Annotated in this window: 20 protein-coding genes and 5 tRNA genes; 20 read left to right on the forward strand and 5 right to left on the reverse strand. The window is 43.9% G+C overall.

Translation table 11 applies throughout. The features are described 5' to 3' along the window. Nucleotides 1–22: 22 nt before the first annotated feature. Entirely contained in the window at nucleotides 23–1,549 is a 1,527-nt protein-coding gene (gene lnt / locus CAG57_RS09795) for an apolipoprotein N-acyltransferase (protein WP_161428165.1), read from the forward strand. Between the two features lie 27 nt (nucleotides 1,550–1,576). On the opposite strand, the gene CAG57_RS09800 is transcribed toward lnt, so the two are convergent. Then, on the reverse strand, nucleotides 1,577–2,047 hold the full coding sequence (locus CAG57_RS09800; protein WP_099612077.1) for a zinc ribbon-containing protein: 471 nt from the start codon (nucleotides 2,045–2,047) through the stop codon (nucleotides 1,577–1,579). Nucleotides 2,048–2,169: 122 nt separating this feature from the next. On the opposite strand from CAG57_RS09800, the gene leuS reads away from it, so the two are divergent. The 13 genes from leuS to CAG57_RS09865 all read left to right on the forward strand — a co-directional run bounded on the left by leuS (nucleotide 2,170) and on the right by CAG57_RS09865 (nucleotide 15,105). Beyond that, on the forward strand, nucleotides 2,170–4,746 hold the full coding sequence (leuS, locus tag CAG57_RS09805; protein ID WP_161428171.1) for a leucine--tRNA ligase: 2,577 nt from the start codon (nucleotides 2,170–2,172) through the stop codon (nucleotides 4,744–4,746). A 111-nt stretch (nucleotides 4,747–4,857) separates the two neighbouring features. Then, the gene (locus CAG57_RS09810; protein ID WP_099612076.1) at nucleotides 4,858–5,460 is read left to right on the forward strand and encodes an LPS-assembly lipoprotein LptE; all 603 of its coding nucleotides are present in this window, start codon (nucleotides 4,858–4,860) and stop codon (nucleotides 5,458–5,460) included. A gap of 12 nt (nucleotides 5,461–5,472) precedes the next feature. Next, a complete protein-coding gene (gene holA / locus CAG57_RS09815) occupies nucleotides 5,473–6,498 on the forward strand; it encodes a DNA polymerase III subunit delta (protein WP_161428164.1) in 1,026 nt (341 codons plus the stop codon). Nucleotides 6,499–6,558: 60 nt separating this feature from the next. Next, the gene (rsfS, locus tag CAG57_RS09820) at nucleotides 6,559–6,876 is read left to right on the forward strand and encodes a ribosome silencing factor (RefSeq protein WP_099612074.1); all 318 of its coding nucleotides are present in this window, start codon (nucleotides 6,559–6,561) and stop codon (nucleotides 6,874–6,876) included. 2 nt (nucleotides 6,877–6,878) lie between these two features. After that, complete coding sequence (rlmH, locus tag CAG57_RS09825) at nucleotides 6,879–7,349, forward strand: 23S rRNA (pseudouridine(1915)-N(3))-methyltransferase RlmH (RefSeq protein WP_099612073.1); 471 nt, start codon at nucleotides 6,879–6,881, stop codon at nucleotides 7,347–7,349. 6 nt (nucleotides 7,350–7,355) lie between these two features. Continuing rightward, the gene (mrdA, locus tag CAG57_RS09830; protein ID WP_161428163.1) at nucleotides 7,356–9,239 is read left to right on the forward strand and encodes a penicillin-binding protein 2; all 1,884 of its coding nucleotides are present in this window, start codon (nucleotides 7,356–7,358) and stop codon (nucleotides 9,237–9,239) included. Continuing rightward, a complete protein-coding gene (gene rodA / locus CAG57_RS09835; protein ID WP_099612072.1) occupies nucleotides 9,236–10,357 on the forward strand; it encodes a rod shape-determining protein RodA in 1,122 nt (373 codons plus the stop codon). Before mrdA ends, rodA begins: the two co-directional genes overlap by 4 nt. A gap of 5 nt (nucleotides 10,358–10,362) precedes the next feature. Further along, on the forward strand, nucleotides 10,363–11,154 hold the full coding sequence (locus tag CAG57_RS09840) for a septal ring lytic transglycosylase RlpA family protein (protein WP_099612071.1): 792 nt from the start codon (nucleotides 10,363–10,365) through the stop codon (nucleotides 11,152–11,154). Between the two features lie 98 nt (nucleotides 11,155–11,252). Next, the gene (locus CAG57_RS09845) at nucleotides 11,253–12,419 is read left to right on the forward strand and encodes a serine hydrolase (protein ID WP_161428162.1); all 1,167 of its coding nucleotides are present in this window, start codon (nucleotides 11,253–11,255) and stop codon (nucleotides 12,417–12,419) included. Between the two features lie 135 nt (nucleotides 12,420–12,554). After that, a complete protein-coding gene (gene ybeD, locus CAG57_RS09850) occupies nucleotides 12,555–12,833 on the forward strand; it encodes a DUF493 family protein YbeD (protein ID WP_099612070.1) in 279 nt (92 codons plus the stop codon). Nucleotides 12,834–13,027: 194 nt separating this feature from the next. Next, entirely contained in the window at nucleotides 13,028–13,690 is a 663-nt protein-coding gene (lipB, locus tag CAG57_RS09855; RefSeq protein WP_099612069.1) for a lipoyl(octanoyl) transferase LipB, read from the forward strand. Beyond that, nucleotides 13,687–14,652 carry a lipoyl synthase gene (lipA, locus tag CAG57_RS09860; RefSeq protein WP_099612068.1) on the forward strand — a complete coding sequence of 322 codons (966 nt, stop codon included), beginning with the start codon at nucleotides 13,687–13,689 and terminating at the stop codon, nucleotides 14,650–14,652. The genes lipB and lipA overlap by 4 nt, the downstream gene beginning before the upstream one ends. Nucleotides 14,653–14,778: 126 nt before the next feature. Next, the gene (locus CAG57_RS09865) at nucleotides 14,779–15,105 is read left to right on the forward strand and encodes a hypothetical protein (protein WP_099612067.1); all 327 of its coding nucleotides are present in this window, start codon (nucleotides 14,779–14,781) and stop codon (nucleotides 15,103–15,105) included. 79 nt (nucleotides 15,106–15,184) lie between these two features. Here the strand turns inward: CAG57_RS09865 and glyA are convergent, their stop codons facing one another. After that, on the reverse strand, nucleotides 15,185–16,435 hold the full coding sequence (gene glyA / locus CAG57_RS09870; protein WP_161428014.1) for a serine hydroxymethyltransferase: 1,251 nt from the start codon (nucleotides 16,433–16,435) through the stop codon (nucleotides 15,185–15,187). A gap of 477 nt (nucleotides 16,436–16,912) precedes the next feature. On the opposite strand from glyA, the gene CAG57_RS09875 reads away from it, so the two are divergent. Then, a complete protein-coding gene (locus tag CAG57_RS09875) occupies nucleotides 16,913–17,515 on the forward strand; it encodes a YitT family protein (protein WP_099612065.1) in 603 nt (200 codons plus the stop codon). Between the two features lie 67 nt (nucleotides 17,516–17,582). Here CAG57_RS09875 and vexH read toward each other — a convergent pair whose 3' ends face one another. Together vexH and CAG57_RS09885 are read right to left on the reverse strand one after the other, a co-directional pair. Further along, on the reverse strand, nucleotides 17,583–20,693 hold the full coding sequence (vexH, locus tag CAG57_RS09880; RefSeq protein ID WP_161428015.1) for a vibriobactin export RND transporter permease subunit VexH: 3,111 nt from the start codon (nucleotides 20,691–20,693) through the stop codon (nucleotides 17,583–17,585). Then, the gene (locus CAG57_RS09885; protein WP_161428016.1) at nucleotides 20,693–21,748 is read right to left on the reverse strand and encodes an efflux RND transporter periplasmic adaptor subunit; all 1,056 of its coding nucleotides are present in this window, start codon (nucleotides 21,746–21,748) and stop codon (nucleotides 20,693–20,695) included. The genes vexH and CAG57_RS09885 overlap by 1 nt, the downstream gene beginning before the upstream one ends. 292 nt (nucleotides 21,749–22,040) lie before the next feature. Between CAG57_RS09885 and CAG57_RS09890 the strand changes: the two genes are divergently transcribed. The 5 genes from CAG57_RS09890 (at nucleotide 22,041) to CAG57_RS09910 (ending at nucleotide 22,884) form a co-directional block, all read left to right on the forward strand. Continuing rightward, nucleotides 22,041–22,125, forward strand: a tRNA-Tyr gene (locus CAG57_RS09890). Between the two features lie 155 nt (nucleotides 22,126–22,280). Further along, nucleotides 22,281–22,365: transfer RNA gene (locus CAG57_RS09895), tRNA-Tyr, on the forward strand. Between the two features lie 88 nt (nucleotides 22,366–22,453). Then, nucleotides 22,454–22,538 (forward strand) — tRNA-Tyr (locus CAG57_RS09900). Between the two features lie 88 nt (nucleotides 22,539–22,626). Next, nucleotides 22,627–22,711: transfer RNA gene (locus CAG57_RS09905), tRNA-Tyr, on the forward strand. Nucleotides 22,712–22,799: 88 nt separating this feature from the next. Continuing rightward, nucleotides 22,800–22,884: transfer RNA gene (locus CAG57_RS09910), tRNA-Tyr, on the forward strand. Between the two features lie 144 nt (nucleotides 22,885–23,028). Here CAG57_RS09910 and treC read toward each other — a convergent pair. Continuing rightward, nucleotides 23,029–24,714, reverse strand: a complete 1,686-nt coding sequence (treC, locus tag CAG57_RS09915) for an alpha,alpha-phosphotrehalase (protein WP_099612016.1) — start codon at nucleotides 24,712–24,714, stop codon at nucleotides 23,029–23,031. Nucleotides 24,715–24,735: the final 21 nt, after the last annotated feature.

A 24,735-nucleotide genomic window follows, 5' to 3' on the forward strand; every position in this document is an offset into this window, starting at 1 on the left:
TTACTTAAGAAAGTTACCGTTGATGAAAAATTGTATTCATCGCCTAATACGGCCTCTGATGGCCTTATCTATCGGCGCACTCACCACCTTAGCTTTTGCACCTTATCAAGTCTGGCCACTCGCTATTCTTAGCCCATGCCTCTTACTAATACTGCTTCATCATCGTTCAGCAAAACAAGCAGCGCTGATTGGTTATTGTTGGGGCTTAGGGCAATTTGGCTTTGGGATCAGTTGGGTACACATTAGTATCGATACATTTGGCGGATTACCCAAAATCGCCAGCTTCTCTCTGATGTTACTGCTGGTCGGGTATTTATCCATCTATAGTGCGCTCTTTAGTTGGACACTGAATCGCTTTTTCCCTCGCACTCATTGGGTTAAGTTTTTACTCACCGCTCCTGTCCTTTGGTTACTCTGCGATTGGCTTCGAGGCTGGATAATGACCGGCTTTCCTTGGTTATGGCTCGGCTATAGTCAAATAGATAGTCCATTGGCTTATTTTGCCCCGATCGGAGGGGTGGAGCTGATTACTTGGGTTGTCATTATAAGTGCAAGTTCTCTGAGTTATTCATTTCTGAATCGCTCATGGCTAGCTTTGTTGCTCCCTTTGATATTCTTTGTGAGCGCTTTAGCCCTTCAGAAGCACTCCTGGGTCACGCCTGAACCGGAAAGAACCATCACAGTGGCTATCGTTCAAGGTAATGTTCCACAATCACTCAAGTGGCATCCCAACCAACGTTGGCCAACCATTATGAAATATACCGATCTGAGTCGTGAAAATTGGGATGCTGATATTATTATTTGGCCAGAAGCCGCCATCCCGGCTTTTGAAGGAGAAATTGGTTCATTTCTTAGCAACTTAGATTCCGCTGCACAAATGAACCAGAGCGCAGTCATCACCGGCATCTTAAACCATGATCAGCAGGGGCATTATTTTAATAGTATTTTAGCGTTAGGTGAGACAGAACATGCAGAATATCGCTACGATGTCACTCAACGCTATCACAAACATCACTTGCTGCCATTTGGTGAGTTTGTGCCCTTCGAAGCATGGCTAAGACCTCTTGCGCCGCTGTTTAATCTCCCGATGTCTTCGTTTAGCCGAGGGGATTATATTCAACCCAATATCATCGCTAAGGGATTCGCCTTTGCCCCAGCCCTCTGTTACGAAATTATTTTCAACGAACAGCTAAGAGCCAACGTCACCGAGCAAACCGATTTTTTACTCACACTCTCTAATGACGCTTGGTTTGGGCGCTCGAATGGGCCACTGCAACACATGGAAATTGCTCGAATGCGAGCTTTAGAGTTGGGTAGGCCCTTAATACGTTCGACCAATAATGGGGTCACGGCCATCACCGATCAATACGGTAAAATCACCCACCAACTGGCGCAATTTGAAACTGGCGTCCTCAAAGCAAAAATCACCCCCACTCGAGGACAAACTCCTTATCATCAATGGGGAAGCTGGCCGCTCTATATGTGGTGTGGATTAAGTTTGGCAATCAGCCTTGGGATGAATCGTCGCCGCTCAATCCATCGCCCCTAGAATGATAAATTCAAGGGGTGACCTTACTCATGGCTGTAAAGGCTGACGACTAAATTGAGTGTTACCACAATGCCTGCAGGGCATAATTTCCGTTGGATGATTATACTCCACTTTATGAGCACAATTTTCGCAAACTAACACCCCCAAACCAATCATCTCACCAGAATGATAAAGGCCTTGATGTTGCAAATCTTGAAATAGTTCCACCCATTCCACTTTAGTTTTATCCGTGATGTCCAACAACCCTTGCCATAGGGTATTCGCTATCATTAAATAAAATGGCCCGTTTTTACTTTGCTCATACTCTGCAGCAAAAGCTTTTAAATCGGCTTTTACATACGCTGAAATTAACGCTAATTCGTCTTTGGTTAAATCATTAGCGGCGGCAACCACTTTGCCGGATGTTTCGATAATACGGTCTACTTCTTGTGGGCTTTGTTTGAGGGTTTCAACCACGTCTTCCAATAACGCCTCATAGCCTGCTGTCTCTTTTCGCATAAGTCACCTCCATCAAAACCGATTGGCTATTGTTGTGCTGGGCTGCTTTAGGTATTCTATGTTGATCTATAAGTACCTGTTCGAACCGAACTCACAAATTCCAAGATAACCGGATGTCATCGATGCAAGAACAATATAACCCGCAAGATATTGAACAGAAAGTTCAACAGCACTGGGATAACAACCAAACCTTTGTGGTAAGTGAAGACCCAAATAAAGAAAAATTCTACTGTCTTTCTATGTTTCCTTATCCAAGTGGTCGACTGCACATGGGGCATGTGCGTAACTACACGATCGGTGATGTGATCTCTCGCTTCCAACGTTTACAAGGTAAAAACGTCATGCAACCGATTGGTTGGGATGCGTTTGGCTTGCCCGCCGAAAATGCGGCCGTTAAAAATAAAACGGCACCAGCACCTTGGACGTATGAAAATATTGAATACATGAAAAACCAACTCAAATTACTGGGTTTAGGTTATGACTGGAGCCGTGAATTCGCGACTTGCCGTCCTGAATACTATCGCTGGGAACAAGAGTTTTTCACCAAACTGTACGAAAAAGGTCTGGTTTATAAAAAAACCTCATCAGTAAACTGGTGTCCTAATGACCAAACCGTACTCGCTAACGAACAAGTAGAAGACGGCTGCTGCTGGCGTTGTGATACGCCTGTTGAGCAAAAAGAGATCCCGCAATGGTTTATTAAGATCACCGCCTACGCGCAAGAATTGCTCGATGATTTAGATAACCTTGACGGCTGGCCTGAAATGGTTAAAACCATGCAGCGCAACTGGATCGGACGCTCTGAAGGGGTAGAACTGAGCTTCCAAGTTAAAGGCCAAGATCAGGATTTGGAAGTCTATACCACCCGTCCAGATACCTTAATGGGCGTTACCTATGTCGGTATTGCTGCGGGTCATCCTTTGGCAATACAGGCGGCGGCGAATAACCCTAAACTGGCAGCATTTATTGATGAGTGTAAAAACACCAAAGTTGCCGAAGCCGAACTCGCGACAATGGAGAAAAAAGGCATGGCGACCGGCCTGACGGCTATCCATCCTTTAAATGGCCGTGAAGTGCCTATCTATGTCGCCAACTTCGTACTAATGCACTATGGGACTGGGGCGGTAATGGCGGTTCCGGCACACGACCAACGCGATTACGAATTTGCCACCAAATACGGCTTAGATATCATTCCCGTCATTAAACCTGAAGATGGCAGCGAGTTAGATATTAGCCAGCAAGCTTATACAGAAAAAGGCGTACTATTTGATTCTGGTGAATTCGACGGGCTAACTTTCCAAGCGGCTTTTGATGCCATTTCAGCAAAACTCGAAACGCTAGGTAAAGGTAAAAAGACCGTTAACTTCCGTCTACGTGACTGGGGCGTTTCTCGTCAGCGTTATTGGGGAGCCCCTATCCCAATGGTCACCACTGAAGATGGTCAAGTTCATCCTGTTCCTGCCGATCAGTTACCCGTTATCTTACCTGAAGATGTCACCATGGATGGTGTAACCAGTCCGATAAAAGCGGATACAACTTGGGCTGAAACGACATTTAATGGTCAACCCGCCCTACGTGAAACCGATACCTTTGATACCTTTATGGAATCGTCTTGGTATTATGCACGTTACTGCTCACCACAAGCGGATGATATTTTAGACCCAGCCAAAGCCAACTACTGGCTACCGGTTGATCAATACATCGGTGGTATTGAACACGCTTGTATGCATCTACTCTACTCACGCTTTTTCCATAAACTATTGCGTGATGCTGGTTATGTCACCTCAGACGAACCGTTCAAACAGCTTCTTTGCCAAGGCATGGTGCTGGCTGACGCTTTCTATTATAGCAATGAGAAAGGCACCAAAGAGTGGATTTCCCCGACTGAGGTCAAAGTGGAGCGTGACGGAAAAGGTCGCATTATTTCAGCGGTGGATAATCAAGGTCGCCCCGTTGAACACTCAGGCATGATCAAAATGTCTAAGTCAAAAAATAACGGCATTGACCCGCAAGAGATGGTCGATAAATATGGCGCTGATACGGTACGCCTATTTATGATGTTTGCTTCGCCTGCCGATATGACATTGGAGTGGCAAGAGTCTGGTGTTGAAGGGGCGAACCGCTTCCTAAGACGAGTATGGAAGCTCGTCGCTGAACATACTGCGAAAGGTGCTGCGGTTGCGGTACAAAGCGATGCATTAAATGCCGACCAAAAAGCACTGCGTCGTGATGTGCATAAAACCATTGCTAAAGTGACTGATGATATTGCTCGTCGTCAAACATTTAATACAGCGATTGCTGCGATTATGGAGCTGATGAATAAACTCACTAAAGCCCCACAAGAGTCTGAACAAGATCGAGCCATTATCGATGAAGCTGCTAAAGCAATCACCGTAATGCTTTACCCTATCGCGCCACACATCTGTTTTGAAATGTGGCAAGCGCTCGGCGAAGTGGACATTGACCAAGCAACCTGGCCAACTTACGACGAAGCCGCATTAGTTGAAGATCAAAAACTGATTGTTCTGCAAGTAAATGGTAAATTACGTGGAAAATTGACGGTTGCCGCCGATGCCAGCAAGGAACAAGTTGAAGCATTAGGTTTACAGGATGAAAATGTTAAGAAGTTTACCGACGGTTTAACCATCCGCAAAGTCATCTATGTCCCCGGTAAGTTACTCAACCTTGTCGCGAACTAATTAGGCTAATGATGGTCTGTAAACAGGGTATGCATACCCTGTTTACTTATCTCAGCCTATCCCAACGGGTAAGTTAAGATAAGTAAATTCACTCATGAGAATCATCGCCCCATGTGTTTTAAATTTTCGTCAATACCAACATTACTATTACTTCTAACGACGCTGCTCCTGTCGGGTTGTGGGTTTCAATTACGTGGGGATTATGATATCCCAGAAAAACTCAATACCATGTCTTTGACTAGTTACGATCAATTCAGTACTTTCACACGGATTGTGAAAGATCAGCTACGCATGAATGAAATCGAATTAGTCGCACCTTCCGCAGACGTCCCTAATTTGCACTTAGTCAATGAAAGTACCAGTGAACGAACGCTGTCTCTTTATCAAAACACTCGAGCAGCAGAAAAAGAGCTGACATTTATCGCCTCATACCGGGTTACAATTCCCGAACTGGGAATAAAAACCTTTTCCACTAGCGTCACTCGTAGTTACTTAGATAACCCGTTAACCGCATTAGCGAAATCGGTAGAAAGGGAATTGATCGTTGATGAAATGCGTAAGCTGGCTGCCAGCCAAATTATTCGTCAGATGGCACGGCTTAAAATTGCCATTCAAACTGGAGATATTGACAAAGCCGAGACACTTTCCACCTCTGAAGACTCCATAAATAGCGAGCCAAAAATGGATCATTCAAATGCTATCAGATCCAAATAATCGAGTGTCAGTATGAAAGTGTACGCCGATAAACTTCCTGAGACCTTAAGTCGGAGCCTAGCCCCTCTCTATCTCGTGCTAGGCAATGAGCCATTACTGATTCAAGAAGCACGAGTAGCGATAGAACATAAAGCCAGAGAACTAGGTTTCGAAGAAAAATACCAATTTACCGCCGATAGTAACCTTGATTGGAATGAAGTCTATGATCGCTGCCAGTCAATGAGCCTTTTTTCCAGTCGGCAATTAATTGAAATTGATATTCCTGACAGTGGCATGAATGCCGCAACTGGGAAAACACTCAGCACATTAGCGCAACACTTGAATCAAGATATTCTGCTGGTTGTGGTCGGCAATAAGCTCACCAAAGCACAAGAAACAAGTCACTGGTTTAAAACCCTCAGCAACCTAGGTTGTTGGGTGAACTGCTTGACGCCTGACTTATCTCGCTTGCCTCAGTTTGTGATGACCCGTTGTAAAATGTTAGGGTTACAGCCAGACGTTGAAGCCGTCCAAATGCTCGCTCAATGGCACGAAGGTAATCTGCTTGCCTTGGCACAAAGTTTAGAAAAGCTAACCTTACTCTACCCTGATGGTCGCTTGACCTTAGTTCGCTTAGAAGAATCACTCAGTCGCCATAATCATTTTACGGCCTTTCATTGGGTGGACGCCTTATTAGAAGGTAAAGCAAACCGAGCACAGCGGATTCTACGTCAACTGGCATCGGAAGATATTGAAGCGATCATTTTAATTCGCACCATTCAAAAAGAAATATTTCAACTGCTACACATGCGCCAAGCGATAAAGACTCAACCGATCGCTAGAGTCTTTGAACAATACCGTATTTGGCAAAATAAACGTCCACTGTATTCTGCCGCTTTACAGCGCTTATCCGGTCATCACTTACGCCATTTATTACAATTGCTGACCTGTATCGAACAACAAGCGAAAACCCAATATAGCCAATCCATTTGGCCATTATTACAACAACTGAGTTTAGAATTCTGTTTACCCGAAGCAAACTTATCTTTACCAAACTAAAACCGTGGTATACTGTTGCGCTTTTTAATAACCAAATATCAAGATTCAGAGGATACCCCCTTGCTACGCAACGATTTGACCCATTTTCTGGCTAATAAAGCTGATGACATGAAAGCTGTTGATATTGTTACCCTTGATGTACAAGGCAAATCAAGTATCACCGACTACATGATCATCTGTACCGGAACATCAAAACGCCATGTTGCCTCAATTGCAGAACATGTAGCCAATGAAGTAAAAAAAATTGGCATGCAACCACTTGGGGTGGATGGAGAAAATGAAGGTGAATGGGTCGTGTTAGACATGGGAAGCACTATGTTACATGTCATGCAAGAGGAGCCTCGTGCCTTATACCAGCTAGAAAAGCTTTGGGGTTAAGAGTGAAACTTCAATTGATCGCGGTTGGGACTAAGATGCCTACATGGATCGAAGAGGGGTTTCAAGAGTATCGCCGTCGCTTTCCTCATGATATGCCACTAGAATTAATCGAAATATCTGCAGGGAAACGAGGAAAAAATGCTGACATCGCTCGTATTTTACAAAAGGAAGGACAAGCTATGTTGGCCGCCGTTCCTAAAGGTAATCGGATTATCACCTTAGATATTCCCGGTAAACGTTGGGACACCGAACAACTAGCAGAGCAATTAGAAAGCTGGAAATTAGACGGGCGTGATGTCTCTATCCTGATTGGGGGGCCTGAAGGTTTAGCGCCAGCTTGTAAAGCGGCAGCGGATCAAAGCTGGTCACTGTCTCCTTTAACCTTACCTCATCCTCTTGTTCGGGTCGTGATGGCTGAAAGCCTATATCGGGCATGGAGTATCACCGCGAATCATCCTTATCATAGAGAATAAAGAGCGATGAGACGTAAGCGCAGTCCAATTAGAGATTACCAAGCCGAAGCTCGATTGTTCCGCCATCGAGCAATCGTCGCTTTTATTGGGATTATCGTCGCCATAGGCATCTTGATTACTAACCTATACACGATTCAGGTCAAACAGTATCAAGACTATAAAACACGCTCTAACGATAATCGTATAAAAGTGGTACCTATAGCACCAAATCGCGGTTTAATTTATGACCGCCACGGTCACTTACTGGCAGAAAACCGACCTGTTTTTAACTTGGAAATTATTCCCGAGCAAGTGACAGATATGGAAGATACGCTTGCTCGCTTACAAGAAATACTCACCATCCCGGAAGATCGAATCACCGCGTTTGAAAAAGATCGCCAACGAACACGCCGATTCAACGCGATTCCGCTGCTCACTCAATTAACTCAAGAAGAAGTCGCTAAGTTTTCTGTTCAACAACATAAGTTTCCGGGGGTCTCGGTCAGCGCGAGCCTTAAACGTTTTTATCCATATGGCGAGGTACTCACTCACGTTATTGGTTATGTTTCACGTATCAATGACCGAGATTTAGAGCGACTAGAACGAGAAGATAAAGCGGCCAATTATCAAGCCACTCGAGATATTGGTAAACTGGGTATTGAACGCTATTACGAAGATTTACTGCATGGGACGGCTGGTTATCAAGAAGTTGAAGTAAACAGCCGCGGTCGGATCATCCGAACCCTAAAATATGTTCCACCAACTCCGGGTAAGGATATTGTTCTCAACCTCGATATCAAGTTACAGTTATTTGTTCATAAACTGTTAGATGGACGACGAGGCTCTGCCATTGTACTTGATCCTAAAGACAATGGAGTGTTAGCGATGGTCTCTAGTCCAAGCTATGATCCCAATGCCTTTGTGCACGGCATCTCGTCACACGATTACAATCAACTGCTCAATAATATTAATCGTCCGCTCGTCAATCGAGCCACTATCGGTATTTACCCCCCCGGCTCAACCGTCAAACCGTTTATTGCCGTCGCAGCACTGAACGATAAAATTATAACCCCCAATACCACACGGAATGACCCCGGATACTGGCGAATTCCCAACTCCAACACTCGCCCATTTCGAGATTGGTTACGTTGGGGGCATGGTAGAGTCGATATTATCAAAGCATTAGAAGAGTCGGTCGATACATTCTTCTACCAAATTGCCTATGATATGGGAATCGATAGCTTATCAAACTGGATGATGCGCTTTGGTTTTGGGGATTATACTGGTATCGATATCTATGAAGAAAGCAAAGCCAATATGCCAACCCGTGAGTGGAAAATGGCACGTCATAAAACACCTTGGTACCAAGGCGATACCATTCCAGTGGGTATTGGTCAAGGCTATTGGACAGCAACACCGATGCAGTTAGCCAAAGCCACCTCGGTAGTTGCCAATAAGGGAAAAGTCATTGCGCCTCACTTGCTACGCTCAACCATCAATAATGGTGAACCTTTTTCAACCCAAAAAGAAACTGAATATGTCACCTATCCAGCGATTAATGAAGTTCCAGAAAAATACTGGGACATGGCAATAGAAGGCATGTATTTAGTCAACCACGGGAAACGCGGTACCGCGCGCCGAGCATTCAAAGGATTAAAATACAAAAGTGCCGGTAAATCAGGTACAGCTCAAGTGTTCGGTTTGGCAGAGGGCCAAGAGTACAACGCCGAAGAACTCTCAGAACACCTACGTGACCATGCACTATTTACAGGGTTTGCCCCTATCGAGAACCCCGAATTGGTCGTTACCCTTGTACTAGAAAATGCAGGAGGGGGATCAAGTAATGGTGGCCCCCCTGTTAGACAAATTTTCGATCACGTAATCTTGGCAGAAAAAGAGGGCAAACAATGAAGATGGATCCTGCCACTGGCCGAAATCGTGCTTTTTTTGAGAAACTACACATTGATCTTCCACTCTTACTTGGCTTATTAGTTTTAATGTTATTTGGGCTTGTTGTCATGTACAGCGCCAGTGGCCAAAGCCTTGCCATGATGGATCGTCAAGCCATGCGGATGGGGATGGCACTGTTAATCATGGTTGGGCTAGCTCAAATCTCTCCTCGTAACTATGAACGTCTAGCTCCACTGCTCTTTTTTGTTGGAGCCTTATTACTGCTGGGAGTGTTATTTTTTGGTGAAATATCAAAAGGCGCTCAACGTTGGCTAAACTTAGGATTCGTACGCTTTCAACCGTCTGAATTACTAAAATTGGCGGTTCCACTGATGGTGGCACGCTATATTGGTAACCGTCCTATTCCGGCCGATCTAAAGACCTTAACGGTCTCGCTATTCATGGTATTCGTTCCCACTATTTTAATTGCTAAACAGCCGGATTTGGGCACCGCGATTCTCATTGCCGCCTCTGGGATTTTTGTCATTTTCTTAGCTGGAATCAGTTGGAAAATCATTGCAGCCGCCAGCATTGGAGTCGGTGCATTTGTCCCAGTATTATGGTTTTTCTTGATGCATGAATACCAAAAAACTCGTGTTCGAACTCTATTTAATCCAGAGTCCGATCCATTGGGAGCTGGCTACCATATTATCCAAAGTAAAATAGCAATCGGATCTGGAGGAATTTCCGGAAAAGGCTGGTTGCACGGCACCCAATCTAACCTTGAGTTTTTACCTGAACGCCATACTGATTTTATTTTCGCCGTCATTGCCGAAGAGTGGGGAATGATCGGAACGCTTGCCCTACTCTCAGTCTATCTATTCGTTATTGGACGAGGCTTATATCTTGCCAGCAACGCACAAACAGCCTTTGGCCGGATGATGGCGGGAAGTATTGTGCTCAGCTTTTTTGTATATGTATTCGTTAATATTGGTATGGTCAGTGGGATCTTGCCTGTGGTGGGGGTTCCACTCCCTCTGATTAGTTATGGTGGCACATCAATGGTGACACTGATGGCCGGATTCGGTATTTTGATGTCTATTCATACCCACCGAAAAGCATTTTCGAAGGCAAACTGATACTGATGAAATTACTGACTCTGCTGTTAACGCTAAGCGCCTTGACCTTCCTTTCGGGCTGCAGTAGCTCCTCATCAAATGGACGCTATTCAATAAATGATGATATCGCCCCAAATGTACCACTTTCACTCGAGCATATTGAGGATGCGACACCACAATATGAACCATATAGTTTGGGAGGGAATCGAGATTACACATTGCGAGGAAAAAACTACCAAATCATCCGAGACACAGAAGGATTTGTTGAAACAGGGCAAGCCTCTTGGTATGGCAAAAAATTCCATGGCCATTTAACCTCTAATGGCGAAATTTATGACATGTACTCCATGAGTGCCGCACATAAAACCTTGCCGCTACCGTCTTATGTCAAAGTTACGAATGTTGAGAATGGTAAAAGCACCATTGTTCGCGTGAATGATCGCGGGCCGTTCCATGATGGTCGAATTATAGATTTAAGCTATGCCGCTGCCTATAAATTAGGCGTTTTACAAACGGGGACCGCTCAGGTTGAAATTAGCGTCATCAATAAACAAAAACCCGCTTTAACACCGCTAAAATCTCAACAACATGATTACGTCATTCAGGTTGCCGCCTCTCAACACGAGCAAAATATACGAACTTTAGCAGAAAAAATAGGTCAAACGCTAAGCGTGCCAAGCTTTGTGGATCATGAAAATCAACACTATCGAATATTTTTAGGTCCATTTACTGACTATAACTTGACGCAACAAACCTTAGAACGAGTAAAATCACTCGGTTATCAAACCGCCTTTATTCGGAAAAATCTCACGCAATAGTCACCGTTCAACACGAGAATCACCGCCATGCTGGCCTGATTTATCTAGCGGTTTCTGTTAGGATACTGGACAACTAACCAATCAGTTTTGCATTCACTATGAAAAAAAATACTTTACACATTATTTTGGCGTCTTCTATTGCGCTCTCTGCGACTGCCGTGTTCGCATCACCGGTTGTTATTCCTGATGCACCACAAATTGCAGCGAAAGGCTACGTTTTGATGGATTATCATTCAGGAAAAGTTCTGGCTGAAAAAGAGATGAACACAAAATTATCGCCAGCCAGCTTAACCAAAATGATGACCAGTTATGTGATTGGTCAAGAGCTAAAGCGAGGTAATATTTCACTCAATGATGATGTTGTGATTAGCCGCAATGCTTGGGCTAAAAATTACCCAGACTCATCGAAAATGTTCATTGAAGTGGGCACAACCGTTAAAGTTAGCGATTTGAATAAAGGGATTATTATTCAGTCCGGCAATGATGCGTGTGTTGCGATGGCAGAACATATTGCTGGATCAGAAGATGCCTTTGTTGATTTAATGAACGCTTGGGCAGAATCACTGAAAATGAGCAATACTCATTTTGCTAACGTACATGGATTAGATCACGATAACCTCTACTCTACTCCTTATGATATGGCACTATTAGGCCAAGCTCTAATTCGAGACGTGCCCAATGAATACGCGCTCTATTCTGAACAAAAATTCACTTATAATGGCATTACTCAATACAACCGTAACGGGTTGCTATGGGATAAAAGCATGAATGTGGACGGCATCAAAACCGGTCATACTTCTAATGCAGGCTATAGCCTTGTCAGCTCTGCCACCGAAGGAAAAATGCGTTTAATTGCAGTCGTTATGGGCACTAAAGATATCAATGCGCGCAAAGCAGAAAGTAAAAAACTGCTCAGTTATGGCTTCCGCTTCTTTGAAACCGTTGCACCACATAAAGCAGGCGAAACCTTTGTCGATGAAACCATTTGGATGGGCGATAAATCGACCGTATCACTCGGTGTAAACGAAGATACTTATGTGACTCTTCCTCGTGGGCAAGCAAAAGATTTAAGCGCTAGCTTTGTGCTTGAAAAAGAATTAAAAGCCCCAATTAATAAAGGCGACGTCGTAGGTACGCTTTACTATCAATTACAAGGAAAGGATGTCGCTCAATACTCATTAATAGCCCTAGAAGACGTCAAAGAAGGCGGCTTATTTAGCCGTCTTTGGGATTATATTGTGTTGCTATTTAAAGGGCTTTTCTAAACAAGTGTCAATGATAGATGAACGGTTAGCAGTAAATCCCCTCCGTTCATCTCTCTTGCCTAAACTTGAGTTCTTGATTGATTAACTGTACTATTCGCCACCATTTAATTTGATGCCAAACTTGGAGTCTCTACGATGATGACAATAAACTCTGATGCAAAACTGAAAGATCTACTAGAGTTTCCTTGCTCCTTTACCTATAAAGTAATGGGTCATGCGAAACCTGAGCTACCAGAGTTGGTCCTTGAAGTGATTCAACGCCATGCTCCAGGTGATTATAGCCCACGAATCAAACCCAGTGGCAAAGGAAATTATCATTCTGTCTCTGTTACCATTACAGCCACCTCTATCGAACAAGTTGAGACACTCTATCAAGAGCTCGGCAATATCGACATCGTGCGCATGGTACTATAAAACATTGCTATCAATTATTTTTAAATAAAATCAATTATTTTTTAAAGCAGCCTAAGGCTGCTTTTTCTTATTTATCATAAAGTTAAAATAACCCTACAGAATATAATGTTAAAAAAGCCAGCCAGATGAGTAGTTCAAATGACCTAACAGGTTTATAATCAAAAAACTTTATATATTATGAATGGGCAATCGCAATGGACAATCAACTTGTTATCAGACAATTGGGACGGCAAGATTACTTTCCCGTTTGGCAAGCGATGCACCAGTTCACCAATCAGCGAGATGCAACAACTCGCGATGAAGTTTGGTTCGTTGAACATAATCCAGTGTTCACCCAAGGCCAAGCCGGAAAACCTGAGCACCTTCTCAATCCTGGCGATATTCCGATTGTACAAAGTGATCGCGGCGGCCAAGTCACCTATCATGGGCCTGGCCAACTTGTCGCTTATGTCCTTATTAATCTAAGACGCAAACATCTAGGCGTACGAGATCTGGTTAACCATATTGAACACTTAGTCATTGATACGCTAAATACCTACCACATTGACGCGCATGCTCGAGCTGACGCTCCCGGTGTGTATGTCGCAGAGAAAAAAATTTGTTCTCTCGGTTTACGTATTCGTAAAGGCTGTTCATTTCATGGCTTAGCCCTCAATGTCAATATGGACCTATCTCCTTTCTTACGGATTAACCCCTGTGGTTATCAAGGAATGGAAATGACACAGGTTTCTGACATAGCTGGCCCTCATCGTATTGAGGATGTTGAACAAAATATGATCCAAGAGCTTGTCCGTATATTCGGTTATCAACAAGTCGAATTTAGCACTGAAGCACCTTTGACAGGTAAAATAGCATGAGCAAACCAATTCAAATGGAAAGAGGCGTTAAGTACCGTGACGCCGATAAAATGGCCTTAATTCCAGTTAAGACAATGCCCACCGAGCAGCATGAAGTTTTACGTAAACCGGCATGGATGAAAATTAAATTACCGGCGGATAGCCAACGTATCCAAGATATCAAAGCAGCAATGCGTAAGAATAATCTTCACTCCGTGTGTGAAGAAGCTTCTTGCCCAAACCTCGCAGAATGTTTCAATCACGGCACTGCAACCTTTATGATTCTTGGCGCGATTTGTACTCGTCGCTGCCCCTTCTGTGATGTTGCCCATGGCCGCCCCATCGCGCCCGATAGTGAAGAACCCCAAAAACTGGCCCAAACCATCCATGACATGAAACTCAAATATGTGGTGATCACCTCCGTTGATCGTGATGATTTACGTGATGGAGGAGCCCAGCATTTTGCCGATTGTAACCGGGAGATCCGAGCACTCAACCCAGGCATTCGAATAGAAACACTAGTACCCGATTTTCGGGGTCGCATGGATATCGCTTTAGATAAACTCAATGATAATCCACCCGATGTTTTTAACCATAACCTTGAAACCGCCCCTCGTTTGTATCGTAAAGCTCGCCCCGGAGCAAACTACAAGTGGTCACTTGAACTGTTGAAAAAATTTAAAGAAAGACACCCAGATGTCCCAACTAAATCAGGCTTAATGATGGGGCTTGGGGAAACCAAAGAAGAGATCATTGAAGTACTCAAAGACTTGCGTGCACACGGTGTCACCATGTTAACGCTAGGCCAATATCTAGCCCCCAGTCGCCACCACTTACCGGTTGAACGCTACGTCCCACCTGAAGAGTTTGATGAGCTAAAAGAAATCGCCCTTGAGCTTGGCTTTACCCATGCTGCTTGCGGGCCATTTGTACGCTCTTCCTACCATGCTGATTTGCAAGCGAAAGGCATGGAAGTTAAATAGATTCATCTGAATAGCAGAAAAGTCGACAAAATGTCGACTTTTTTATTAAACTAAACAAATACATCAATAATAATGATTAGCTTGGGCAAACAGAACATCGCTATCTAGACAATAAGGATCATGCTAATGAATAAAGTCGGCTTTCTTGCTTTACTAGCCGTAGCAGTGACTGCTGGGTGTAGCTCTAATACCCAACAAGATAATTTTCGTGAAGCCTCTTTTGAGCTGTGTAATACCGAAGTGAATATCTATTCGGTCAGTGATGATGGTCGAGTACGTATTGTCTGCGCCGATGGCTCTAAGTTTGCTCTACAAAGTGAAAAGACATTAAACACCATGCGAGATATCAACATTGATTATTGTGATGGTGAAGGGTTAGGTAAATTTAGCGAAAGTAGTAAGTACTATCTTTTTCAATGCAAGTCAGGCACCTTGCTAAGCATTTCAAAATAGTATCGCCAATGATTGACTCATTCGTCTATAAATAAGGCCCGCCAATGCGGGCCTTATTTTCCAATAAAACCACTAGCCGTTATGCGTACACAGGTAAGCGCTTACAAATCGCTAAGACTTTCTGTTTCGTCGCTTCAATGACGGCAGGATCGTTGATGTTATCTAAGACATCACACATCCAGTTCGCCAAATCTTTCGCATCTTGCTCCGTAAAACCACGGCGAGTAATCGCTGGGCTACCAACACGGATACCAGACGTAACAAATGGGCTACGAGGATCGTTAGGTACCGAGTTTTTATTGACGGTAATATTCGCGGCACCTAGCGCAGCGTCAGCATCTTTACCGGTAATATCTTTATCAATCAGATCGACCAAAAATAGATGGTTTTCAGTACCATTGGATACAATTTTATAACCACGAGCTTGGAACTGGCTCACCATCGCTTTAGCATTTTGTACCACACGAGTTTGATAAGCTTTAAATTCAGGCTCCATCGCTTCTTTAAATGCCACCGCTTTAGCCGCGATTACGTGCATTAGAGGGCCACCTTGACCACCAGGGAATACCGCTGAGTTGAGTTTTTTATACAACTCTTCGCCTGCGTTTGACAAAATCAAACCACCGCGCGGCCCCGCTAACGTTTTGTGCGTTGTTGTGGTGACAACATGTGCATAGGGTACTGGTGTTGGATAAACCCCTGCAGCCACCAAACCAGCAATGTGAGCCATGTCGACAAATAAATACGCATCAATTTTATCCGCAATTTCACGCATCCGTTTCCAATCAACGATTTGTGAGTAAGCAGAGAAACCACCAATGATCATTTTAGGTTTATGCTCAATCGCAAGGGCTTCCATTTCGTCATAGTTAATCTGACCGCTCTCATCAATGCCATAAGGAATAATGTTGTAAAGCTTGCCAGAGAAGTTTACCGGGGAGCCGTGAGTTAAATGACCACCGTGCGCTAAACTCATCCCCAGAACCGTGTCGCCTGGGTTAAGCAGTGCCATATACACGGCACTGTTTGCCTGTGAACCTGAGTGCGGCTGAACGTTCGCATATTCACAGCCAAATAGCTGACAAGCGCGATCAATCGCTAATGCTTCTGCTTTATCAACGTATTCACAGCCACCATAATAGCGTTTACCGGGGTAACCTTCTGCGTATTTGTTGGTTAATTGAGAACCTTGCGCTTCCATAACCCGTGGGCTAGTGTAGTTTTCTGAAGCAATAAGCTCGATGTGTTCTTCTTGGCGAAGGGTTTCTTCTTGAATTGCTGCGAATAGCTCCGCATCGTAATCAGCGATATTCATATCACGCTTAAGCATCTGTATCTCCTGACTCAGATTTATCTGAAATTAGCTAAAAACCACACAATGACCCAAACGCAAACGTTTTCGTCACCCTAATGGGGCGTATTCTACCTAATTTGTTCTTTAGCATAAAGCCCAAATCACACAAAATATCATGCAGTTTTTTCATAATGACGGACAAGTTTTTTCATCTTATCGCTTGGGAAAAGCGCACCACTTGTCGAAGTGTCAATTTTACGCTTTACACGCTGTAAAGCGCCAGTGACATAGGTGTACCTTAATTTTGTTCCGCTTGCTACCGAAAATAATGAGTTTTCATTAGTATACCGGATTACTGGTCTAAATAGACCGAATAAGTCGATTTCCCTTCTCACCAACCGACTACGACTTATTTATACATTTTGGCTGATCATCGTCCTCGTTCAAGTCGGACAAGGAAAGACCACCAGCCACTATACTCAAACTGAAAAAATAGGGAACATATTGGTCAATATGGAAAAACATACCCATAAAGAAGATATTATCGCGATGTTAACTGGCACCTTTTTAGTCGCTCAAGGCGTTTTTTTTCTTCAAGCTGGAGAGCTGCTTACTGGAGGAACCGCCGGGCTCGCATTGCTCTTGACCCATTTGCTACCTTGGTCATTCGGCGTTCTTTACTTTATCGCCAATAGCCCATTTTATCTGTTGGCTTGGCGTCGTTTTGGCCGTCGATTTGCTTTAAATAGTGTGATATGTGGTGCTTTGGTCTCTCTCTTCGCCGATCACTTATCGCTATTTATTTCACTCAACACTGTAAATCCCTTTTATTGTGCTTTGGCAGGAGGTTTGCTGATGGGCTTGGGTATGCTGATTCTTTTCCGCCACCGTGCAAGCCTGGGCGGGTTTAATGTGCTTTGCCTATATATTCAAGATCGATATGCTATTTCTGTCGGTAAAACACAAATGGCCATTGATGGGATCATTTTGGCCAGCTCATTATTGCTTGTCTCACCGATTACGATCCTGCTTTCGATTTTTGGGGCATTGATTCTTAATATTGTATTGGCAATGAATCATAAACCCACTCGCTATAAAGTGACTTACCAACCTTAATTCGAAGCCCTCTAGCAGATCTTAAGCCGACGAACATGGTCGGCTCAAGATTTATCATTATCAGCCATTAATGGCTCGCTCTACCTTTCACATCATGGCTTAACGCTTTGTTAAGTTCAGATTCTACATAACCAGGAGAACGAGTCGCTTGAGACAGTAGCCGATACATGGCGGGCACCACAAACAGGGTCACAAACGAAGCAAACCCCATACCGAAGAAAATCACCGTCCCCACCGATACTCGACTTTCATACCCAGCCCCCGTGGAAAGAATCAGTGGAACAGAACCAGCTAAGGTGGTGAATGCGGTCATCAAAATTGGCCTTAAACGGCGTGCAGACGCATCAATAATAGCCTGTTCGAATTCATAACCACGATCTCGCAGTTGGTTGGCAAACTCAACGATGAGAATGCCGTTTTTGGTCACCATACCAATCAGCATAATCATGCCAATCTGACTATAGATATTCAGCCCCTGCTCCATGACAAACAATCCGATGAAACCACCAAACACGCCCATTGGTACGGTAAACATCACCACCAGAGGATTGATAAAACTTTCAAACTGGGCAGCCAATACCAGATAGGCAACAAGCAGTGCTAATGCAAAAACCACCACAACACTCGATTGATTCTCTTTAAAATCTTTCGATTCGCCTGAATAACTAACGGTAATATCACTGGGCAATAGCTTTATCGCTTTTTGATCTAGAAAGTCCAAAGCTTGGCCTAACGTATACCCTTCGACTAAGTTAGCCGTAATGGTGATTGCTTTTTGCTTATTATAATGGGAAAGCCGAATGGGTGATGCAACCTCTTCAATCTGAGTGATCGTGTCAAGCGTGACTAAATCTCCAGATGAGGTTCTCATATAAATTTGGCTAAGATCGGCGACATTATTAAAGCTATTTTCATCGCCACGTAAGTAGACATCATACTCTTCACCCCGCTCAACAAATGTGGTGACTTTTTTCCCTCCTAACATCACTTCCAATGTTTCGGATAATTCTTGCACGCTAATGCCCAACTGTGCAGCTCGTTGTCGATCAACCGACACCACTAATTCAGGCGTTTTTTCCGAATAATTACTGTCGACTCCAGTCATCATGCCGGAGTTGGTTGCTTCTTGCTGCAACTGCTCTGCCCATTTTTGTAACTCAGTATAATCTGCGCCGCCTAACACAAATTGAACGGGTTCACTCGACCCTCCACGAAAACCGGGCATAAATGGAAATACACGCACATCCGGGATACCGTCTAACGCTTGCCGAATTTGCCCAAGCGCTTGTTGTGCGGTTATCTCTCTTTCATTCCAATCATCTAAGATCATGATCACTAAGCCGGTTTGATCCCCAGCATTGCCACCAAAAGCGGGCGATTGGATACTAAATGACTTCAAGAAACCTTGCCCTAGTAAAGGCAATAAACGCGACTCGACCAGATCCATATTGGCTGCCATTCGATTATAACTGGTTGCGTCTGCACCACGGACAAAAGCAAAAATAACCCCTCTATCTTCTGAAGGGGTCAACTGTGCCGGAACCATATTATTTAAGGCATAGCTCCCACTGACACACGCGAGAATAACGATAGGTGCCACCCATTTCCAACGAAGTGCACCTTTCAGAGCAAAGCGATACCCCGACTCTAACCGACTAAACAAACGATCGACCAACAAAGTGAAACGCGCTGGTTTTGTACCACTTTTTAAGATCTTACTGCTTAAGACTGGCGTTAATGTCAATGCGATTAATGATGAAAAAATAACCGCCATTGAGAGCAAAACAGAAAACTCAGTAAACAATAACCCCACCATACCATCCATAAATGAGATGGGTAAAAAAACCATAACTAATACTAAGGTCGTGGCCACCACCGCGAATCCAACTTCTCGAGTCCCTTTATAGGCTGCCAGTAGCGGTTTTTCGCCTTGTTCAATATGGTGGTAAATATTTTCCATCACCACAATCGCATCATCGACCACTAACCCAATTGATAAAATCAAAGCCATTAAGGTAATGAGATTAATGGAAAAGCCAAAATAATACGCAGCAATAAAGGATGAAATCAGAGATACCGGTACAGTAACGGCGGGGATCAAAGTTGCTCTGGCTTGTCCAATAAAGATATACAGTACCAACACTACTAATCCACCAGTAATGAATAAAGTGCTGTACACTTCATCAATTGAACGTTCAATAAAAACGGTCGAGTCATAGTCAATGGCGAGCCGCGTTCCATCGGGTAAAAATTGTTGAATACGATCCACTTCTTTGTGAACACGCTGTGCAACATCAAGTGGGTTAGCATCCGATTGTGGCACTACTCCCATGCTCACATTTACCACGCCATCACTTTTAAAGGTCGAATTTTCGTTTTCTGCACCAATAAAAACATCCGCAACGTCTTGTAAATAAATCGGGGAACGATCGCTGGCTTGTTTGATGACTAAATATTGAAAGTCTTCCGGTGTTTGATAACTTCTCGCGGTACGTACCGACATCACCGTCGAATCATTTCGAACTTGCCCACCGGGGCTTTCTATATTTTCTCGCCGTAAAGCATTAGAAATATCAGTGGTCGTGATACCTCGCCCAGCCATTTGTTCAGGCTTAAGACGTACATACATCACTTTATAGAGCCCACCAGAAACATCCACTGAGCTGACACCGCTGATCAAACTAAAGCGATCAACCAATACACGCTCGATATAATCGGTAAGCTGAGTTCGATCCATCGTAGAAGAACTTAAATTGATGTAGACCGAAGCCTGACCAGAACCATTATTTTTAAATACCAGTGGGTCATCCGCTTCTTCTGGTAAAGAACGTTGCGCTCTGGCGACCGCATCACGAATATCACTGACGCCTGTATTTAAATCGTAGCCTAAATCAAAAGTGACGGTAATCCGTGACATACCATTACGGGTTATAGAACTGATTTCATCAATACCACTAATTCCGGCTAATTGGTCTTCCAGAATTGAAGTGATCTGACTTTCGATAATGGTAGCCGAAGCCCCGCTATACCGCGTTGATATTGAAACCACAGGATTTTCAATATCTGGCATTTCTCGAACCGCCAATTTAGAAAAAGAAACAAAACCGAATACGCACAGCAACAAGCTCAGGACTAACGCAGCAACAGGTCGCTTAACCGAAAAATCTGATAACAACATTATTGCTCACCCCTTACCACAGGATACCCCTCTTGGGTCACCTCGGTAACAGATAATCCATCGCGCATATTGACAATACCTTGCACAACAATACGCTGCCCAATCGATAACCCTTTTTCTATCACGACTTGATTTTCGATCCGCGCCCCTAAGAATACCTCGGTTCGGATGACTCGTTGATCGTCACCAAGGACGTATACATAACGTTTCGTGCCGGAATACTCCAAAGCCTGTACTGGAATAATCGGAGCGCTGATGGCGGGAAAATCGATCCGAGCCGAAAGCAACATTCCCGGTTTTAGCTTTCCCTCTTTATTATCAAAGTGAACTCTAACCGGTAAATTGAGGGTGTCTTGATTAATGCGTGAATTGATCGCAATCAAAGTACCGTGAAAGGTTTGATCAGGCCAAGCCGACGTTTGACCTGATACCGACATACCAAGTGACAAACTAGACAAATAACGCTCTGGAATCGAAAGATCCAAGCGCATCAGCGATAAATTATCTAATGTCAGTAATTCACTACCGACATTGACCAACTGACCACGGCTAAAATCAACAAATCCAATCGTACCATCAAAAGGCGCGGTAATATGTAAATCTGCCAATTTTGCCTTGGCTGCATCTAGCCTTGCTTGAGCAATATCGACACTGGCCTTTTGAGCATCTAGTTCCGTTTGAGTAATGGCACTGCGTTTAACCAAACGTTCAAATTCAGCCAACTTACGTTGTTCATCAACCAAATAAGCCTGTGCTTCCGCTAATGCTGCTTGAGCTTTATGGTCATTTAACTTGACCAAAAGTTGATCTTTTTTAACGATTTGATTGGTTGCTACAGCGATAAAATCCACTCTTCCTGAAACTTCAGAAGCAATATCAACCGATTGTTCGGCTTGGAGTTTGCCCACCAGAGATAAATGCTGTGACACTTGGTGCATCTGTACGCTTTCAATGACCACAGGGACACTTTTAACTTCCTTTGCCGCCAAGGGAAAGAAAATAAAAATAGCCAAGAACGTGTATAGGTAACGAACAAGAAATGATAATTTTTTCATGGTTAAGGTCAAACAATAAGAAACTTGCTTTATTGTAACTGGTTATCTTGTAAATAAACGTCAAGTAACGTAAAGATCTCAGAGAAAATCATATGGATAGCTGTCATTTTACCCGCATAATCGTAGCGTAGTTAATAACTTCTGCCCAAAAAGCCAGCATTCAGTTCAAAATCATAAAAAAAGGGTTTACAGTAAGAGCGAGTTTGATAATATGCGCTCCGCAGCTAATTGATGCGTTGGGAAAACGTCGATTAACTTACGTGATGGTCAATGACTATCCGTTAAAACCCCTGGAGGGGTTCCCGAGTGGCTAAAGGGAGCAGACTGTAAATCTGCCGGCTCCGCCTTCGATGGTTCGAATCCGTCCCCCTCCACCATATTCTCTCATTAGAGAAACCCTTGATTGATGTGTTGGGAAAACCTCAGTTAAGTACGTGGTAGTATGACTGCCCGTTAAAAACCCCTGGAGGGGTTCCCGAGTGGCTAAAGGGAGCAGACTGTAAATCTGCCGGCTCCGCCTTCNAAAACCCCTGGAGGGGTTCCCGAGTGGCTAAAGGGAGCAGACTGTAAATCTGCCGGCTCCGCCTTCGATGGTTCGAATCCGTCCCCCTCCACCATATTCTCTCATTAGAGAAACCCTTGATTGATGTGTTGGGAAAACCTCAGTTAAGTACGTGGTAGTATGACTGCCCGTTAAAAACCCCTGGAGGGGTTCCCGAGTGGCTAAAGGGAGCAGACTGTAAATCTGCCGGCTCCGCCTTCGATGGTTCGAATCCGTCCCCCTCCACCATACTCTCTCATTAGAGAAACCCTTGATTGATGTGTTGGGAAAACCTCAGTTAAGTACGCGGTAGTATGACTGCCCGTTAAAAACCCCTGGAGGGGTTCCCGAGTGGCTAAAGGGAGCAGACTGTAAATCTGCCGGCTCCGCCTTCGATGGTTCGAATCCGTCCCCCTCCACCATATTCTCTCATTAGAGAAACCCTTGATTGATGTGTTGGGAAAACCTCAGTTAAGTACGTGGTAGTATGACTGCCCGTTAAAACCCCTTGGAGGGGTTCCCGAGTGGCTAAAGGGAGCAGACTGTAAATCTGCCGGCTCCGCCTTCGATGGTTCGAATCCGTCCCCCTCCACCATATTAGAGAAAGCCCACTCATTGAGTGGGCTTTTTTATTACCCTCCAATCAATCAGTGAATGACTTCTCACTCACAAATAAAAAGGCTTCAAGCCGATTCCGCCTTGAAGCCAATAACGCCGTAGATCGGTCAACAGACCCTATTTAATGCTCAACCAAAATAATTCGTGTTTCATAAGGACGCAGTATTTGATGAGCGTGCACTGGTTGATCTGTTGGTAACCGGTAATTTCCCAATAAATAACGCGCATTCTCTAATTGCACCCATTCAGGTAAAACACACTCCTCCTCTCCACTATAAAAGTTATTGAGGCAAAATAGAGTCTGTTTATCATCCCGTCTTTGATAAGCAAAAATGGCTGGATGATCCGGCAACAAATCAAGATAATCTCCCTGTGTGATCACGGGAACCTTTTTACGCAATTGAATTAAACGTTGGTAAAAATAAAAGACAGAACTGTTATCCGCTAAGGCTTGCTCTGCATTGATCTGCTGATAGTTTTCAGCCACGGATAACCACGGTGTCGCCTGACTAAACCCAGCATATACAGCGCTATTCCATTGCATCGGTGTTCGTGAGTTATCGCGTGACTTATCGGCTAAAATAGCCAACATGTCCTCTTTATTGACACCTTTCTGATTAACCATAATGTCATACATATTGGTGCTTTCCACATCGCGATACTGCTCAATGGAAGTATAACCAGGATTCGTCATGCCCAATTCCTCCCCTTGATAAACATAGGGAGTTCCCTGCATCATATGAATGGATGCCGCTAACATTTTTGCCGATTCAACACGATACTGCTGATCATCGCCTAAACGACTCACCACTCTAGGTTGATCGTGATTACACCAGAATAAAGCTCCCCAGCCTTGGCCATTAAGCCCAGTTTGCCAGTGGTTAAAAATCTGCTTCAATTGCAAAAAATCAAATGGCGCTTTGGCCCATTTTTCACCATTTGGGTAGTCCACTTTTAAATGGTGGAAATTAAATACCATCGAAAGCTCTTTACCATCTAATGCTGAATATTGCTGACAATGCTCTAACGTGGTCGATGACATCTCGCCGACCGTTACACTACCATAGCGTTGAAAGACATCACGGCTGATTTCTTGCAAATAGTCATGAACTTTTGGGCCATCGGTATAAAATCGTCGACCATCTCCTTGTTCATCATTAGGGAAATCTTGCTGTTTAGAAATGAGATTAATGACATCAAGCCGAAAGCCATCAACGCCTTTTTGAGCCCAGAAATGAATAATATCTTTAACTTCTTGACGTACTTGAGGGTTTTCCCAATTTAAATCCGCCTGTTCTGGAGCAAAAAGATGTAGATAATACTCATGTGTTTTTTCATCCAAAGCCCAAGCACTGCCACCAAACTTCGATTGCCAATTATTGGGAACCTGACCATTAACAGGGGGATGCCAAATATAATAATCTCGGTAAGGGCTTGCTTTATCACCAATAGCCGACTGAAACCAAGCGTGTTTGGTTGACGTATGGTTAACCACAATATCCATAATGATACGAATATCGCGCTGATGGGCTTCATTGAGCAGTTGTTCAAAATCTGCCATCGAACCAAAGTCTGGATTAATGCCATAATAGTCGGCAATATCATATCCATTATCAATCATCGGTGAAGGATAAATGGGGGTAAGCCAAATCGCATCGATCCCCAACAGCTTTAAGTAATCTAACTTGCTAATAATCCCTTGTAGATCGCCCGTTCCTTTTGCACCACTATCACAAAAACTTTTCGGATAAATTTGATAAATCGTGGCCGTTTTCCACCATTCATTATCGCTATTAACTGCTCTCATCTGCTCTCTACTCACTGACTA

The organism is Vibrio sp. V30_P3S12P165, assembly GCF_009904905.1.
Classification (GTDB): domain Bacteria; phylum Pseudomonadota; class Gammaproteobacteria; order Enterobacterales; family Vibrionaceae; genus Vibrio; species Vibrio fujianensis.